Below are 13933 nucleotides of genomic sequence, written 5' to 3' on the forward strand. Positions count from 1 at the left end.
CGTTCGTGGTCCTCAATCACACTGACCTAAACTAAAATCCGCATTGGCTCACGTGTCCCTTACCCCAAATCTCCGACCGGCTCGCCGCAATATATGCACGGGTCGCCGCAATTGGCTCGACCGCCGCCAAGCCATCACCTAAGGTCAAGGCTTTCCTGCTTCCGGACCTTCCATGCACATATTGCTTCCTATTCGTTGGGTGACTGAAACGCTACAATTGAAGAATTGCATTTCTGGAAACCCCGCGTGAAAGTCGAAACCCCGTTGCTCGTTCCCGTGCTGGCCGCACTGCCGGTATCAGCCTGCATGGTCATTCTGGGCCTACCCGCCGTCAGTGATCACTATATCGTAGCCTTTCGTACGCTGTTCCTGGTGGCCTGCCTGCTATGGCTTATTCCGCTAACGTTGCTTCAACGGGCCATGTGGCGTCGCGATTGGTCCTGGCTGCGCATGGGATCGATACTGCTGGCGACCACCTATGCCATGGCGATTACGAACGCCTTTCTGGGACAGAGCTTCGGGATCGCGATCGGACGGGAAACGGGCTACCAATGGAAATATCTGGCACGAGGCCTGGATAGCTGCTGGCTGGCGCTGGTCGCGTTCTGCGCGGCCCATGCGGTGGCGGCCTATTACCTGTCTCTGCAACAGCTCCGGCTGCATCTGGCCCAGGCGCAAAGCGCGGCCCGCGACGCCGAGTTGCGCGCGCTGCGCCTGCAGGTCAATCCGCACTTCCTGTTCAACTCGCTTAACGCGATCTCAGCGCTGGTGTCGTCCCAGTCCAACCGTGAAGCCAATCGCATGCTCGCGTGCGTGGCCGACTTCCTGCGCGCCACCCTGGCGCATGATGGCCGCCACGAGCATGCGCTGGCCGATGAACTGGCGCTGCTCGACGCCTACTTGGCCATCGAAAAAGCGCGCCTCGGCGAGCGCCTGCGCCTGACGATGAAAACCGGCCCCGACTTGCTGGGCAGCGTCGTGCCTTACCTGATGCTGCAGCCGCTGGTCGAGAATGCGATTCGCCACGGCATCGCGCCGCTGGCCGTGCCCGGCCAGCTCGATATTCTGGTCGAGCGCGCCGGCAGGCGCCTGCTCATCGGCGTGCGGAACGACGGCCAGCCGTCGGCGCAAAAGGATAGCGGCATCGGCCTGGCCAACGTCCGTGAACGCCTGCGCCACCTATACGGCGCGGAACAAGAGGTGGATGCAGGTTGGCGTCCGGACGGCCGCTTCCACGTGCGGATTTCCATGCCGCTGCGCGGCATCGAGGTGGCGGCATGAAAATCAGGGTGGTGGTCGTCGACGACGAGCCGCTGGCCCGGCTGGCGGTCAAGGTCAGGCTGGCGCAGCGCGGCGCCTTTGAGCTGGTGGGAGAATTCGGTGATGGCGACAGCGCTTACCAAGGGATTGTGACGCTGAAGCCCGACCTGGCGTTCGTCGACGTCGAGATGCCGGGCAAGAGTGGACTCGACGTGCTGGCCGCCCTGCCGCCTGCGCAGCGACCGATGACCATCCTGCTCACCGCGTATGAGAGCTTCGCCCTGCAAGCGTTCGAACTGGCCGTCCTCGATTACCTGCTCAAGCCGGTCGATGACGAGCGCTTCGACGAAGCCCTGGACCGCGCGCAGCAGGCGTTCCCCTACCGCTGCCAAAGCCGCGCTGCGGCGCCGGCGGCAACGGCAATGCGCAACTTCAGCGTGCGTGTGGGATCGCGCACGGTGCTGGTGCCGGTGGCCGACGTCGAGCGCATCGAGGCCGACGGCGACTACGCCTCGCTGCATGCGAACGGCAAGACCTGGCTGGTGCGGGAACGCCTGCACAACCTGGCCATGCAGCTCGATCCGCGCCAGTTCCACCGCGTGCACCGCTCGTCCATCGTGCGGCTGGACATGATCGCCGAACTGCGTTCCCTGACCAACCGCGACGCCATGCTGCGCCTGCGCGACGGCAGTGTGCTGCGCGCCAGCCGCTCCTACATGCCGGCGCTGACGGAGGCGCTGCAACACCTCAACGCAAAAACCGATTCGTAGTCCAACCTGGGGGAATGTATGTTAGGTAGCAAGAAGCTTGTTTCAGCGGTCGTGTTGGGCGCGCTGTGGTCGTTGCCCGCCCTGGCGGCGGAGGACACGGCGTTGAGTGCGTCCGATCGCGCCGCAATCGTGCAGACGCTGGCGGCGAAAATCAACGCAAATTACATCGATTCAACGCGGGCTGAACAGGTAGGCAGTGCGATCATCAGGAAAAATGCCGAAGGAGGTTATGCGGCCGCCGCCAGCGCGACGGCATTCAGTGCGGCGCTGAAGAAGGACTTGCGCGAATTCAGCGGCGACATGCATTTCAGCGCGGGGCGTTACGAGGGCTTCAGTGAGCCCAGCGCGACCGAGGAGCCACCGAGCCGCGCCCAGATAGAGGAACGGCGCGCCGCAACCGCGCGGCGCGGCTACGGCATCGAGAAGATCGAACGCCTTCCCGGCAACGTCGGCTATATCGAGTTGCGCGGCTTCGCGGGAGCGCACTTCATCGGCCCGGCGTACACGGCGGCGATGTCGCTCCTGGCGGGCACCGATGCGCTGATCCTCGACCTGCGCCGCAACGGCGGCGGCAGCACGGATAGCGTGGCTTATCTGATGAGCCATTTCTTCCCGGTGGGCGAGGTGCTCCACCTGATCGATATCTATGAGCGCCCGACCGGCACCACGCAGCAGATCTGGACCGTGCCGACGGTAACACAGCGTTACGACAAGCCCGTATATGTGCTGATCTCGGCTCGGACAGGTTCCGCCGCCGAGGACTGCGCCTACGACTTCCAGGTGCTGAAGCGCGGCACCCTGGTCGGTGAAACCACCATCGGCGCTTCCAACCCCAATAGTTGGTACAGCTTGGGACACGACATCGCGGTCTCGATCCCGACGTCGCGCATGATCAACTTCGTCACTAAAACCAACTGGGAGCATGTCGGCGTGAAACCGGACGTCGAAGTGCCGGCAGCGCAGGCGTTGCAGGCGGCGCATGTCGCCATCCTGCGCAACCTGGTGTTATCCGCAAAGGACGAGAACGAGCGCAAGGAACTGCAACGCCTTCTCACCATGGCGGAGAAGGAAGAAACCGAGAAGCCGGTCTATACCGTCAGGGGGGAGCGTTAATCGACCCGCCTTGCTCTCCTCGAAGCCGTCACGAACGGCGGCTTCCGACACGACTTTTTTGCGGCTCTCCCTTGTGCCGGCGATCTAAAGAGAAGGCGCCTGGAATGTGTCTAAGCCAGTACAGATTAGCGAAGCGTAATCCGCCACTCCAAGCTCCGCCACCCGCTAATCATCCAGCCCCTTGCCGCTCAAAATATCGGGAATGGCCTTCAACACGCGCGCGGTACGCGTCTTCGACTGCTTGGCCGACGAAAAATGCAAAAGGTAAGCCCGCCTGCGCCCGGGCGTCAACGCCTCGAAAGCGGTTTTCAGATCCAGCATCTCATCAAGCTTGGCCTGGAACTCCTCCGGCACAGAAAACTCCTCGGTCTTCTTTAACTCGACCTTCAGCCCGGACTTCTCCACCTTCACCGCTTCCGCGATATACGCCTTCAAAACGGCCTTCAGCTTGCGGATTTCCTCGACGTTCTTGAAGCGCACCTGCCGCGCCGCCTGCACGTTGTCGGTCTGCCGGATCAGGATACCCTTGGCATCCTTCAGCAACGCCCCCTTGAAAAACAGCAGCGCGCAATATTCCTTGAACGAGTGGATCAACACCACATTGCGCCCTTCGAGCGTATAGCACGGCACGCCCCATTTCAAATCCTCGCCTAGGCCGCTATCGAGACAAACCGCCCGCAGTTCGCGCACCTCGTCCACCCAGTTCTTCAGCCGCTCGACATAGGCGTCGACTTTCGGATTCAGGGTGTGTTCTGTCATGGCTCGCCTCTCAATAGGTCCCGGGAAGAAGGATGTTGCGGTCGACATGCTGCAGATCGCGCAGTCCGCAGAAGGCCATCGTCAGATCGGCCTCGTTGCGGATGATCTCCAGGCATTTGCTCACGCCCTGCTCGCCCATCGCACCCAGGCCATACAGGAACGGACGTCCGATATAAACGCCTTTCGCGCCCAGCGCCACCGCCTTGATCACGTCCTGGCCGGAGCGGATGCCGCCGTCCATGTGCACCTCGATCTGCTTGCCGACCGCTTCCACGATGGCCGGCAGCGCGCCGATCGACGACTGCGCGCCGTCGAGCTGGCGGCCGCCGTGGTTGGAGACGATCAGCGCGTCAGCGCCACTCTCCACAGCCAGGCGCGCGTCCTCCGCATCCATGATGCCCTTGATGATCAACTTGCCGCCCCAGCGCTGCTTGATCCACTCGACATCCTTCCAGGACAGGCTCAGATCGAACTGCTGGCTGGTCCACGACGACAGCGACGACATGTCCGACACCGACGTCGCGTGCCCGACGATATTGCCGAAGCTGCGGCGCCTGGTGCCCAGCATGCCGAGACACCAGCGCGGCTTGGTGGCGAGGTTGATCATGTTGGCGACGGTCAGTTTGGGCGGCGCCGACAGGCCGTTGCGCAGATCCTTGTGGCGCTGTCCGAGCACCTGCAGATCAAGCGTCAGCACCAGCGCCGAGCAGCGCGCGGCCTTGGCGCGGTCGATCAGGCGGTTGATGAATTCACGGTCCTTCATCACATACAGCTGGAACCAGAAAGGCTTGCTGGTGTTGGCGGCGATGTCCTCGATCGAGCAGATGCTCATCGTCGACAAGGTGAACGGCACGCCGAATTTTTCGGCGGCCTTGGCGGCGAGGATCTCGCCGTCGGCGTGCTGCATGCCGGTCAGGCCGGTCGGCGCCAGGGCCACCGGCATGGTCACGTCCTGGCCGACCATGGTGCTGGCCAAGGTGCGGTTTTCCAGATTGACGGCGACCCGCTGGCGGAATTTGATCTTCGCGAAGTCTTCGTTGTTGGCGCGGTAGGTCGATTCGGTCCAGGAGCCGGCATCGGCGTAATCGTAGAACATGCGCGGGACGCGCTTCTTGGCCAGAACGCGCAGGTCTTCGATACTGGTGATGATGGTCATGCACACTCCTTGGGCGATAATCGACAAATCATCGGGCATTTTGGTGAAAATGCCAATAGGAATGTGGGGCTACGATCGCCGTCCAGGCAGGATAATCAAGGAGTTGATTTTGGCGACCAGGCAGCCAATCAACGGCCCGGCACAAAGCAAAAAGGCCTGAAGATTGCTCTTCAGGCCCTTCCACTTACGAATTTTTGGTGCGGCTGGCAGGAATCGAACCCACGACCCCTTGGTTCGTAGCCAAGTACTCTATCCAGCTGAGCTACAGCCGCGAAAGACAACATTATAGCAGGGCAATCTCAAATCTAAAAGCTCCGGGATGAGAAATGTTCACACATTATTTCATAGCGCAGAGCCCGTGTAGAAATGGTGGACCTGACCCCGGAGTTGGCAAGAAAAAAGGCCTGAAGATTTCTCTTCAGGCCCTTCGTCTTACGAATTTTGGTGCGGCTGGCAGGAATCGAACCCACGACCCCTTGGTTCGTAGCCAAGTACTCTATCCAGCTGAGCTACAGCCGCGAAAAACAAGATTATAGCAGCGTTTTTCTGATTGGAGAAGCATTCCTTTTGGGAAATTCCGGTTTTGCCTCGGACCAACTATTTACCTTTCCCCGGAACCGGGTCGCAACTATGATGAAGGAGGACTTTTATTTTAAGGAGACGACGATGAAACGCTTTCTGCAGATGGTAGTGATGATGACCGCCTTCGCCGTGGGCAGCGCCGGCGCGGCCGGCGCCGAACGCGCCAGCGCCAACGACGCCGTGGCGATGGTGAAGAAGGTCATCGCCGATATGAAGAAGCTGGGCAAGGAAAAAGTGATCCAGGACATACAGGCGCAGAGCCCGCAGTACCTCGACCGCGACCTGTACGTGACCGTCGGTACGCTCGAAGGCATCACTTTAGCGAACGGCAACAACGCCAAGCTGGCCGGCAAGAACACCCTCGACCTGAAAGATGTCGACGGCAAGTCGATCGTGCGGGATCGCATCGAAATCGCCAAGACGAAGGGCTCGGGATGGCAGGACTATAAGTGGCCAGACCCGCTGACCAAAAAAATACAGAAAAAATCGATGTACGTCGAACGCTATGAAGATATGACCGTCGCCTGCGGCATCTATAAGGACTGACCGCGTAAATCGCCACGGCAAAGCAAAAGGGCCTGAAGATTTCTCTTCAGGCCCTTCCACTTACGAATTTTTGGTGCGGCTGGCAGGAATCGAACCCACGACCCCTTGGTTCGTAGCCAAGTACTCTATCCAGCTGAGCTACAGCCGCGTTGGCAACATTATAAAGCATTAATTTCGTTTTGCAAAGTTCGATTTTTTCTATCGTTTAGTTGGCTTGGGATGAACTTCACCAAATCAACTTCTTTGCGCACAGCCATTTCATACCTTGTTGCACCTCTTTCAACCGGCGTGCCGTTCGAAAGAAGCAGCATTATAGGGACACTCTCCGGGCTTGTCCAGTACCGCGTGTCAGACGCCGAATTCGGCCGCCGCCTTGGCCGACCACAACGCTTCGTTGTAGGAAGGATACGGTACGCCGTAGCAATCGACTTGCCCGCCCTCCCCGACGAACTTGACCCACCAGCCCGCCTCGTCGGCAACGATGCCGATATCGCCAGCCTTGCAGTGACTGGCAAGATGCTCGTTTTGCTCCAGTACAACAATATTTACTTTACGGTGACGCACGACGGTAACCATGGCAAACCTCCCTGTTTGCGGCCTGCGCCGCTATGTACATAGTGCCGCAGTGTATCCCAAGGACCCTGCGGGATGCACCGCAACATAGACAAAAAACCCACTTTTTCCGCCTTATTCACAGCTGTGATCTCGATCATCATCAATAAAAATTTGCATTCGATTGCGCGTTGCAGCATCATTGACCTGTCTCCTCTATTCTCCTCCAAGGAAATAGATTTAGCCCGCTCCCGTAGCGGGCTTTTTTTTTACCGTGTACGATTCGATCAGCTTTGCCTTCTCATAAGAACAGATAACAGATCACTAACAGGGCCGTCCACACAGTATGAAGCAAACCGACTCCGCGCCGTCCCCCGCCATCGACTGGTCACGCACCGCCCTGGGCGCCCGCGACGGCTGGCCGCCATGCCTGCGCTTGACGGTCGATATCCTGCTCAATTCGCCGCTGCCGATGCTGCTGATGTGGGGTCGCGAGCAAGTCATGGTCTACAACAACGCCTACGCGTCGCTGATCGGCCTGGCCAGCCTGCGCGCGCCCGGCGCCAACGTGCCGTCGATGCAGCCTGCCGCGTGGAGCTGGAACAGCGCCGCCATCGGCCAGGCCTGGGACGGCCACAGCGCCAGCTACCTCGGCCACAAACTGCCGGTGTGGCGCAACGGCGGCGTCGTCCAGCTCGCGCTGGACCTGTATTACACCCCGATCCGCGACGACGGCGACAACGTGGCCGGCATCCTGTGCGCGCTGTCGCCGTCGCAGGCGGCGCCGGCCGTCGTCGCCGACACCCGCCCGCTGCGCCTGCTGGTGGTCGAGGACAACGCCGACGCCCGCTACCTGGTGTGCGAGACGCTGCGCGCGCTCGGCCACGAGGTCCATCCGGCCGCCTCCGGCGAGGAGGCGCTGCCGGAGCTGTCGCGCCAATCGTTCGACATCCTGTTCACCGACGTCAGCCTGCCCGGCATGTCCGGGGTCGACCTGGCGCGCCGGGCGCTGCAGCTGGCGCCCGGCCTGGAACTGATGTTCGCCTCCGGCTACGGCGACGAGCTGACCCGCCATCTGGAGTTTCCGGCAAGATCGTTGCAGAAACCCTACGACATCGAACAACTGCAGAGCGCACTCGACCAAATCGCCAGGCGCTTGCGCGGAACCGCCCCGTGATAGCGCCACAACGACCGCCCGCCCGGGGGCGATAGCGTCAACCGTGCGGTGCCGGCGTTAGCAAAGCGTTACAATGAAGACACCGTAAACCGTCAAGCGTTAGCCTGGCGACCCTGCGGCCGCCATCCGGCGGCACAGGCATCGCGGCAGCCTGAAGCGACACATGATTCTTCCCAACGAGCCCAACGACGTCATGCCGGCCGCCTCCCTGGCGGACGACGCCATGCTCGCCACCGCCCCCAGCGCCCACGAGGAGTTACTGAGCGCGCGCGAGGCGCTGCGCCAAAGCCAGCTCGAGTTGCGCGCGCTGGCCAATTCCATGCCGCAGCTGGCCTGGATCGCCGAGCAGGACGGCACCATGATCTGGTACAACCAGCGCTGGTACGACTACACCGGCACCTCGCCCGAGCAGATGGCCGCAGGCGCCTGGCGCGACGTCTACGCCCCCGAGTGCCTGGACCCGATGGCCCAGCTGTGGGAGCAGTGCCGCGCCAGCGGCGCGCCGTTCGAGCTCGAGGTGCCCATCCGCAACGCCGACGGCGAGTTCCGCTGGTTTCTGACGCGCGCCAACCCGGTGCGCGGCAGCAATGGCCTGATCCTGCGCTGGTTCGGCACCTGCACCGACGTCGACCAGGTCAAGCGCGCGCAGGAAGCGCTGCGCGATGAAACCGCCGTGCTCGAACTGGTCAACCGCACCGGCACCGCGCTGGCCTCCACCCGCGACCTCCATCCGCTGCTGCAGGAGCTGACCGACGCCGCCACCAGCATCAGCGGCGCGCGCTTCGGCGCCTTCTTCCATCAAGGCCTGGACGGCGACGGCGCGGCGGCCCTGCTGCATACGCTGTCGAGCGGCGCGCCGGCCGGCTTCGCCAGCTTCGGCGAACCGCGCGCCGCCGCCCTGCTGGGGCCGAACACGGGCGGCAAGGCCCCGGTGCGCAGCGACGACCTGCAGGCCGAGGGGCGCCAGACGGCGCCCGGCCAGCCGCCGGTGCGCAGCTACCTGGCCGTGCCGGTGGCGCTAAGCTCGGGCACGGTGATCGGCTGCCTGTGTTTCGGCCACCCGGAGCCGGACATGTTTTCCGAGCGCACCGAGCGCATCATCGGCGGCGTCGCCGCCCAGGCCGCCATCGCGATCGACAACGCCCGCCTCTACCAGGCCACCCAGCAGGCGGCCGAGGAGCGCAAGGTGCTGCTCGACAGCGAGCGCCAGGCGCGCGCCGAGGCCGAGCGCACCAGCCAGATGAAGGATGAATTCCTGGCCACGCTGTCGCACGAGCTGCGCACGCCGCTGACGGCCATCCTGGGCTGGGCCCAGGTGCTGCGGCGGGGCAGCCGCGACCAGGCCGACCTGCACCGCGGCCTGCAGACCATCGAGCGCAACGCGCGCGCGCAGGCCCAGCTGATCGAGGATTTGCTCGACATGAGCAGCATCGCCTCGGGCAAGGTGCAGCTCGAAATGCTGTCGCTGTCGCCGTCGACCATCGCCGCCGCCGCCATCGAGACGGTGCGCCCGGCCGCCCAGGCCAAGCACATCCGCCTGCAAACCGAGTTCGAGGCGCTGGCCGGCATGGTCGCCGGCGACGCCAACCGCTTGCAGCAAATCATCTGGAACCTGCTGACCAACGCCATCAAGTTCACCCCGCACGGCGGCATGGTGACGATCGGCGTGCGGCGCGAGGGCGACCAGGTCGCCATTTTCGTGCGCGACACCGGCATCGGCATCGCGCCGGGCTTCATCGCCCATGTGTTCGAACGCTTCCGCCAGGCCGACGCCACCACCACCCGCCAGCACGGCGGACTGGGGCTGGGGCTGTCGATCGTCAAGCATCTGGTCGAGCAGCATGGCGGCACCGTCAGCGCCGAGAGCGCCGGCGAGGGCCTGGGCGCCTGCTTCACGGTGCGGCTGCCGCGCCGCACCGGCAAAAACGAGGCGGCGGCCGGCGCCGACGGCCTGCCTTCTGCTGCAACGCATGATTTATCCGGTTTGCAAGTGTTGGTTGTTGACGACGAAGACGACGCACGGGAGTTGATCAAACGCATACTTAACGACTGCAACGCCGACGTGCTGACCGCCGCCACCGCCACCGAGGCGCTCAGTTTGCTGCAGCACGCGCGGCCCGACCTGATGGTCAGCGACCTGGGCATGCCGGAGGTCGACGGCTACGGCCTGCTCGACCGCATCCGCGCGCTCGGCCCGGCGCACGGCGGCGACCTGCCGGCCATCGCGCTGACCGCCTTCGCGCGCTCGGAGGACCGGATGCGCGCCCTTTCGAGCGGCTTCATGGCCCACATCTCCAAGCCCGTCGAGCCGAGCGAGCTCATCGCAAAAGTGGCGGCGATGGGCGCCGCGCACCGCCACGCGTGATATCCTCTGGTCGATAGGGGCGCCGCGTTGATGTCATGCGATAAACACAAGTAAGTATTATTTCCACACAGTACATATTTCCTCCTACTTTTAGACGCGGCACTGTCCTACAAGCAATCCGGAGAAGGCTTGTTACACTACAAAAATTCGCGGGATAGGGTTACAATTATTTCCGTACAGCAATAAGTTACAGATGTGTGCGCCGCAGCACAGCGGTTTGCGATATTATCGATTTATTATGGGCGTTTTCCCGGCCATTCCGGCCGTTTTAAGAGACAGACAGAGACAAATATGCCGAGCCGAGACGAAATTCTGCACGCCAAGATCCTGGTGGTGGATGACAGTGCCGACAACGTCGACCTGATGCTGGAGATCCTGCGCGAAGCCGGTTATACCAATGTCGCGTCGACGATGCTGCCGGAACAGGTGTGCCCGATGCACCGACAGCAGTGCTACGACTTGATTTTGCTCGATCTGCAAATGCCGGGTCTCAATGGTTTCCAGGTCATGAAGGGTCTCAAGGAAATCGAACAAGGCGGCTACCTGCCGGTGCTGGCCCTGACCGCCCAACCGAGTTTCAAGATCGCCGCGCTGGAAGCGGGCGCGCGCGATTTCATCAGCAAACCGTTCGACCTGCTCGAGGTGCACAAGCGCATCCATAACATGCTCGAGGTGCGCCTGCTCTACAAGGAACTGGCGCAGTACAGCCGCCAGCAGCAGGAGCTCGCGCTGCACGATCCGCTGACCGGGCTGCCGAACCGCCGCCTGCTCGAGGACCGCATCGCCACCGTGCTGCAACACGCGACGCGCCAGCAGAACAAGGCGGCCGTCATGTATCTGGACCTCGACGGTTTCAAAGCCATCAACGACACCCACGGCCACGCCACCGGCGACGACATCCTCAAAATGGTGGCGCAGCGGCTGGTCGGCTGCGCCCGCAAGGAAGACACCGTGGCCCGCGTCGGCGGCGACGAGTTCGTCATCGTCATGGGGAATATCGCGCACCTCGGCGACACCCAGGAGCCGGCCAGCAAATTGATCGAGGCGGTCTCCGAACCGTACATCGTCAACGGCCTGACCCTGCAGCTGTCGACCAGCATCGGCATCGGCATCTTCCCGGACGACGCCGACGCGGTCGCCTCGGTGATCGCCATGGCCGACGCCGCGCTGTACGAGGCCAAGCGCTCCGGCAAGAACCGCAGCTGCACCGCGCAGACCTTGCGCAACCAGCCCACCCGGCAACACATCCGATCTCCGGCGCCGGCCTGAAAGCCACGCAAGAAAAAAAAGGGCGGGTGATACACCCGCCCTTCTTCTTTTGCGCAGGACAAACGCGCTTAGTGCGCGACAGCCTTCTGTTTCGCGCCGCCTTTGCCGCCTTCGTCCACCTTGCCGGCGTGCTGATGGTCGCCTTTCGCGTTGACCATATCCGGCGGGACCTCGATGCGCGTGATGCCGGAATCGACCGACACCGGATCGCTGGCCGGGAAGGTCATCTCGATGCCGCCGTCGAGCAGCGTTTCCTTGGCCTGCTCCTCCGGCGTTTCCTGCTCATGATCGGCCAAGGTGGCGATGGCTTGCGCCCATTTGACGAACTCCAGCTTGGACAGGTCGCGCACGCTGTGCACGTCGAACGCCAGGGCCAGCGCCTTGGCGTCCTTCGGGCTGATGCCGCGCAGCGCGCTCACCGGCGCTTCGGCCAAGGCCCGGAAACTCAGCCCTACATATTCCTTGTCGACGATGGTATCGATATTCATGATGTTTTCCTTTAGTGGGGGTTACACCTCCACTGTGACAGTGGCGCCACGGCGGGTCTGTGCGCAATCAAACATTGGCGCCGTCGCGCGCAATGACCGGTTCGATTGCCGGTTGAGTTTTTGACATTCATATAGGCAATTGCTATGATCGCTTGTGCTTCTCTGGCTGCGTTTACGCCGCGAAGATTTCGCAGTATCAGCATGAGCAGAGACCCCGTGCCTAAAATCGAAAAACCAAAGATACTGGTCGTCAACGACGACGCCAACAGCCTGTTCGCGTTGACTAGTTTGCTTGCCCAGTGGGCCGAGCAGGAATCCTATGAAGTGCTGGCGGCGCGCTCCGGACAGGAGGCGCTGCGTCAGGTGCTGATGCACGACTTCGCCGTCATTCTGCTCGACGTCAACATGCCCGGCATGGACGGCTTCGAGACGGCCGAGGCGATCCACCAGCGCGCGCGCTCGGCCGACATCCCGATCATCTTCATCACCGCCTTCCTGGCCGACGAACTCGACCGGTTGAAGGCTTACCAGCGCGGCGCCGTCGACTTCCTGTTCACGCCGGTGATCCCGCAGATCCTGTACGCCAAGATCGCCGTGTTCGTCGCGCTGGCCGTCAAGAACGAGGAATTGAAGAAGCAGGCGCGCCAACTGAGCCAGCGCACCACCGAACTGACGGCCACCAATAAGCGGCTGCGGCGCGAGATCGAGGACCGCCAGGTGGCGGAGCGGCAAAACCACGCCAAGGACGAGTTCCTGGCGATGCTGGGCCACGAGCTGCGCAACCCGCTGAGCGCCATCAGCAGCGCCGCCTCGCTGATCGGCCTGCCCGGCGTGTCCACCGACGGCGTGCAGCGCGCCAAGAAAATCATCCAGCGCCAGAGCCAGCACCTGGGCCGCATCGTCGACGACCTGCTCGACCTGTCGCGCGCCATGTCGGGCAAGATCCTGCTCAACCGCGCGCCGCTGGACCTGTCGGCGCTGGTCGCGCACACGCTTGAAACCTTCCGCGCCACCGGCCGCAGCGGCGAGTACCAGCTGATCCAGGACCTCGACGCCGGCTGGATCGACGGCGACCCCACGCGGCTGGAGCAAATCGCCAGCAACCTGATCGACAACGCCCTCAAATACACGCCGCCCGGCGGCCGCATCGAAGTGCGCACCTGGACCGAGAACGACGACGTCGTGCTCAGCGTGCGCGACACCGGCGTCGGCATCTCGGCCGACCTGCTGCCGCACGTGTTCGACGTGTTCGTCCAGGGTTCGAGCACGCTGGACCGGGCCCAGGGCGGCCTGGGCATCGGCCTGTCGCTGGTGCGCCGCCTGACCGAACTGCACGGCGGCAGCATCGAGGCGGAAAGCAAGGGCCCCGGCGGCGGCAGCACCTTCACGCTCAGGATGCCGCGCATCGAGCACCAGGCCGCGCCCGCGCCGGCCCCGGCGCCGGCCGCGCAGGAACGCGCGCACGGCAAGCCGAGCGTGCTGCTGATCGAGGACAACGAGGATGGCCGCGAAATGATGGCCATGATGCTCAGCTGCTATGGCTACGAGGTGCAGTACGCCGAGGACGGCCTGCGCGGGCTGGAGGCGGCGGCGCGCTTCCGGCCGGACCTGGCGCTGGTCGACATCGGCCTGCCCGGCATCGACGGCTACGAGGTGGCGCGCCGGCTGCGCGCCGACCCGGCCACGCGCGACATCAAACTGATCGCGCTGACCGGCTACGGCCTGGCCGAGGACCTGCGGCGGGTGCTCGACGCCGGCTTCGACCGCCATCTGGTCAAGCCGGTCGACATCGACCACCTGATGGAAGTGATCGGCAGCTGCACGGAGCTGCCCGTCAAATAATCGGCGAAAAAAAACACCGTGGCCGCCGCGCCACGGTGCGCCATGCTTTGCGAA

At 63.1% G+C, this 13933-nt stretch carries 12 protein-coding genes and 3 tRNA genes; 8 read left to right on the forward strand and 7 right to left on the reverse strand.

From position 1 onward, the window contains the following. Positions 1-246: 246 nt before the first annotated feature. From MRBLMU1_RS22760 to MRBLMU1_RS22770, 3 genes are read left to right on the forward strand one after another with little or no spacing between them, the layout of a single operon-like run. Complete coding sequence (locus MRBLMU1_RS22760) at positions 247-1281, forward strand: sensor histidine kinase (RefSeq protein WP_363506171.1); 1035 nt, start codon at positions 247-249, stop codon at positions 1279-1281. Next, a complete protein-coding gene (locus MRBLMU1_RS22765) occupies positions 1278-2030 on the forward strand; it encodes a LytR/AlgR family response regulator transcription factor (protein ID WP_363506174.1) in 753 nt (250 codons plus the stop codon). The genes MRBLMU1_RS22760 and MRBLMU1_RS22765 overlap by 4 nt, the downstream gene beginning before the upstream one ends. Positions 2031-2048: 18 nt before the next feature. Next, a complete protein-coding gene (locus MRBLMU1_RS22770) occupies positions 2049-3143 on the forward strand; it encodes a S41 family peptidase (RefSeq protein WP_363506177.1) in 1095 nt (364 codons plus the stop codon). A 165-nt stretch (positions 3144-3308) separates the two neighbouring features. On the opposite strand, the gene MRBLMU1_RS22775 is transcribed toward MRBLMU1_RS22770, so the two are convergent. The 4 genes from MRBLMU1_RS22775 to MRBLMU1_RS22790 all read right to left on the reverse strand — a co-directional run bounded on the left by MRBLMU1_RS22775 (position 3309) and on the right by MRBLMU1_RS22790 (position 5577). After that, positions 3309-3950 carry a YdeI/OmpD-associated family protein gene (locus MRBLMU1_RS22775; protein WP_363506179.1) on the reverse strand — a complete coding sequence of 214 codons (642 nt, stop codon included), beginning with the start codon at positions 3948-3950 and terminating at the stop codon, positions 3309-3311. Then, positions 3913-5058, reverse strand: a complete 1146-nt coding sequence (locus MRBLMU1_RS22780) for an alpha-hydroxy acid oxidase (RefSeq protein ID WP_363506182.1) — start codon at positions 5056-5058, stop codon at positions 3913-3915. Before MRBLMU1_RS22780 ends, MRBLMU1_RS22775 begins: the two co-directional genes overlap by 38 nt. A gap of 195 nt (positions 5059-5253) precedes the next feature. Beyond that, positions 5254-5330 (reverse strand) — tRNA-Arg (locus MRBLMU1_RS22785). A 170-nt stretch (positions 5331-5500) separates the two neighbouring features. Next, positions 5501-5577, reverse strand: a tRNA-Arg gene (locus MRBLMU1_RS22790). 147 nt (positions 5578-5724) lie between these two features. Between MRBLMU1_RS22790 and MRBLMU1_RS22795 the strand changes: the two genes are divergently transcribed. Then, positions 5725-6186, forward strand: coding sequence for a cache domain-containing protein (locus tag MRBLMU1_RS22795; protein WP_363506185.1), 462 nt, complete (start codon positions 5725-5727; stop codon positions 6184-6186). Positions 6187-6257: 71 nt separating this feature from the next. On the opposite strand, the gene MRBLMU1_RS22800 is transcribed toward MRBLMU1_RS22795, so the two are convergent. Next, positions 6258-6334: transfer RNA gene (locus MRBLMU1_RS22800), tRNA-Arg, on the reverse strand. Between the two features lie 200 nt (positions 6335-6534). Further along, positions 6535-6762, reverse strand: coding sequence for a hypothetical protein (locus tag MRBLMU1_RS22805; protein ID WP_363506188.1), 228 nt, complete (start codon positions 6760-6762; stop codon positions 6535-6537). Positions 6763-7084: 322 nt separating this feature from the next. Between MRBLMU1_RS22805 and MRBLMU1_RS22810 the strand changes: the two genes are divergently transcribed. From MRBLMU1_RS22810 to MRBLMU1_RS22820, 3 genes are all read left to right on the forward strand, one after another. After that, positions 7085-7915: a response regulator gene (locus tag MRBLMU1_RS22810; RefSeq protein ID WP_363506191.1), complete on the forward strand. Its 831-nt coding sequence runs from the start codon at positions 7085-7087 to the stop codon at positions 7913-7915. A 163-nt stretch (positions 7916-8078) separates the two neighbouring features. Beyond that, on the forward strand, positions 8079-10280 hold the full coding sequence (locus MRBLMU1_RS22815) for a PAS domain-containing hybrid sensor histidine kinase/response regulator (protein ID WP_363506193.1): 2202 nt from the start codon (positions 8079-8081) through the stop codon (positions 10278-10280). A 291-nt stretch (positions 10281-10571) separates the two neighbouring features. Beyond that, a complete protein-coding gene (locus MRBLMU1_RS22820) occupies positions 10572-11549 on the forward strand; it encodes a diguanylate cyclase domain-containing protein (RefSeq protein ID WP_363506196.1) in 978 nt (325 codons plus the stop codon). Positions 11550-11617: 68 nt separating this feature from the next. On the opposite strand, the gene MRBLMU1_RS22825 is transcribed toward MRBLMU1_RS22820, so the two are convergent. Next, positions 11618-12037, reverse strand: a complete 420-nt coding sequence (locus tag MRBLMU1_RS22825; RefSeq protein WP_363506198.1) for a hypothetical protein — start codon at positions 12035-12037, stop codon at positions 11618-11620. 201 nt (positions 12038-12238) lie between these two features. Here MRBLMU1_RS22825 and MRBLMU1_RS22830 point away from each other — a divergent pair, with 201 nt between their 5' ends. Beyond that, on the forward strand, positions 12239-13879 hold the full coding sequence (locus tag MRBLMU1_RS22830; RefSeq protein ID WP_363506201.1) for a response regulator: 1641 nt from the start codon (positions 12239-12241) through the stop codon (positions 13877-13879). The last annotated feature ends 54 nt before the right edge of the window (positions 13880-13933 follow it).

The sequence above is a fragment of the Burkholderia sp. LMU1-1-1.1 genome (assembly GCF_040675865.1).
In the GTDB taxonomy this organism is placed as follows: Bacteria; Pseudomonadota; Gammaproteobacteria; order Burkholderiales; family Burkholderiaceae_D; genus Rugamonas.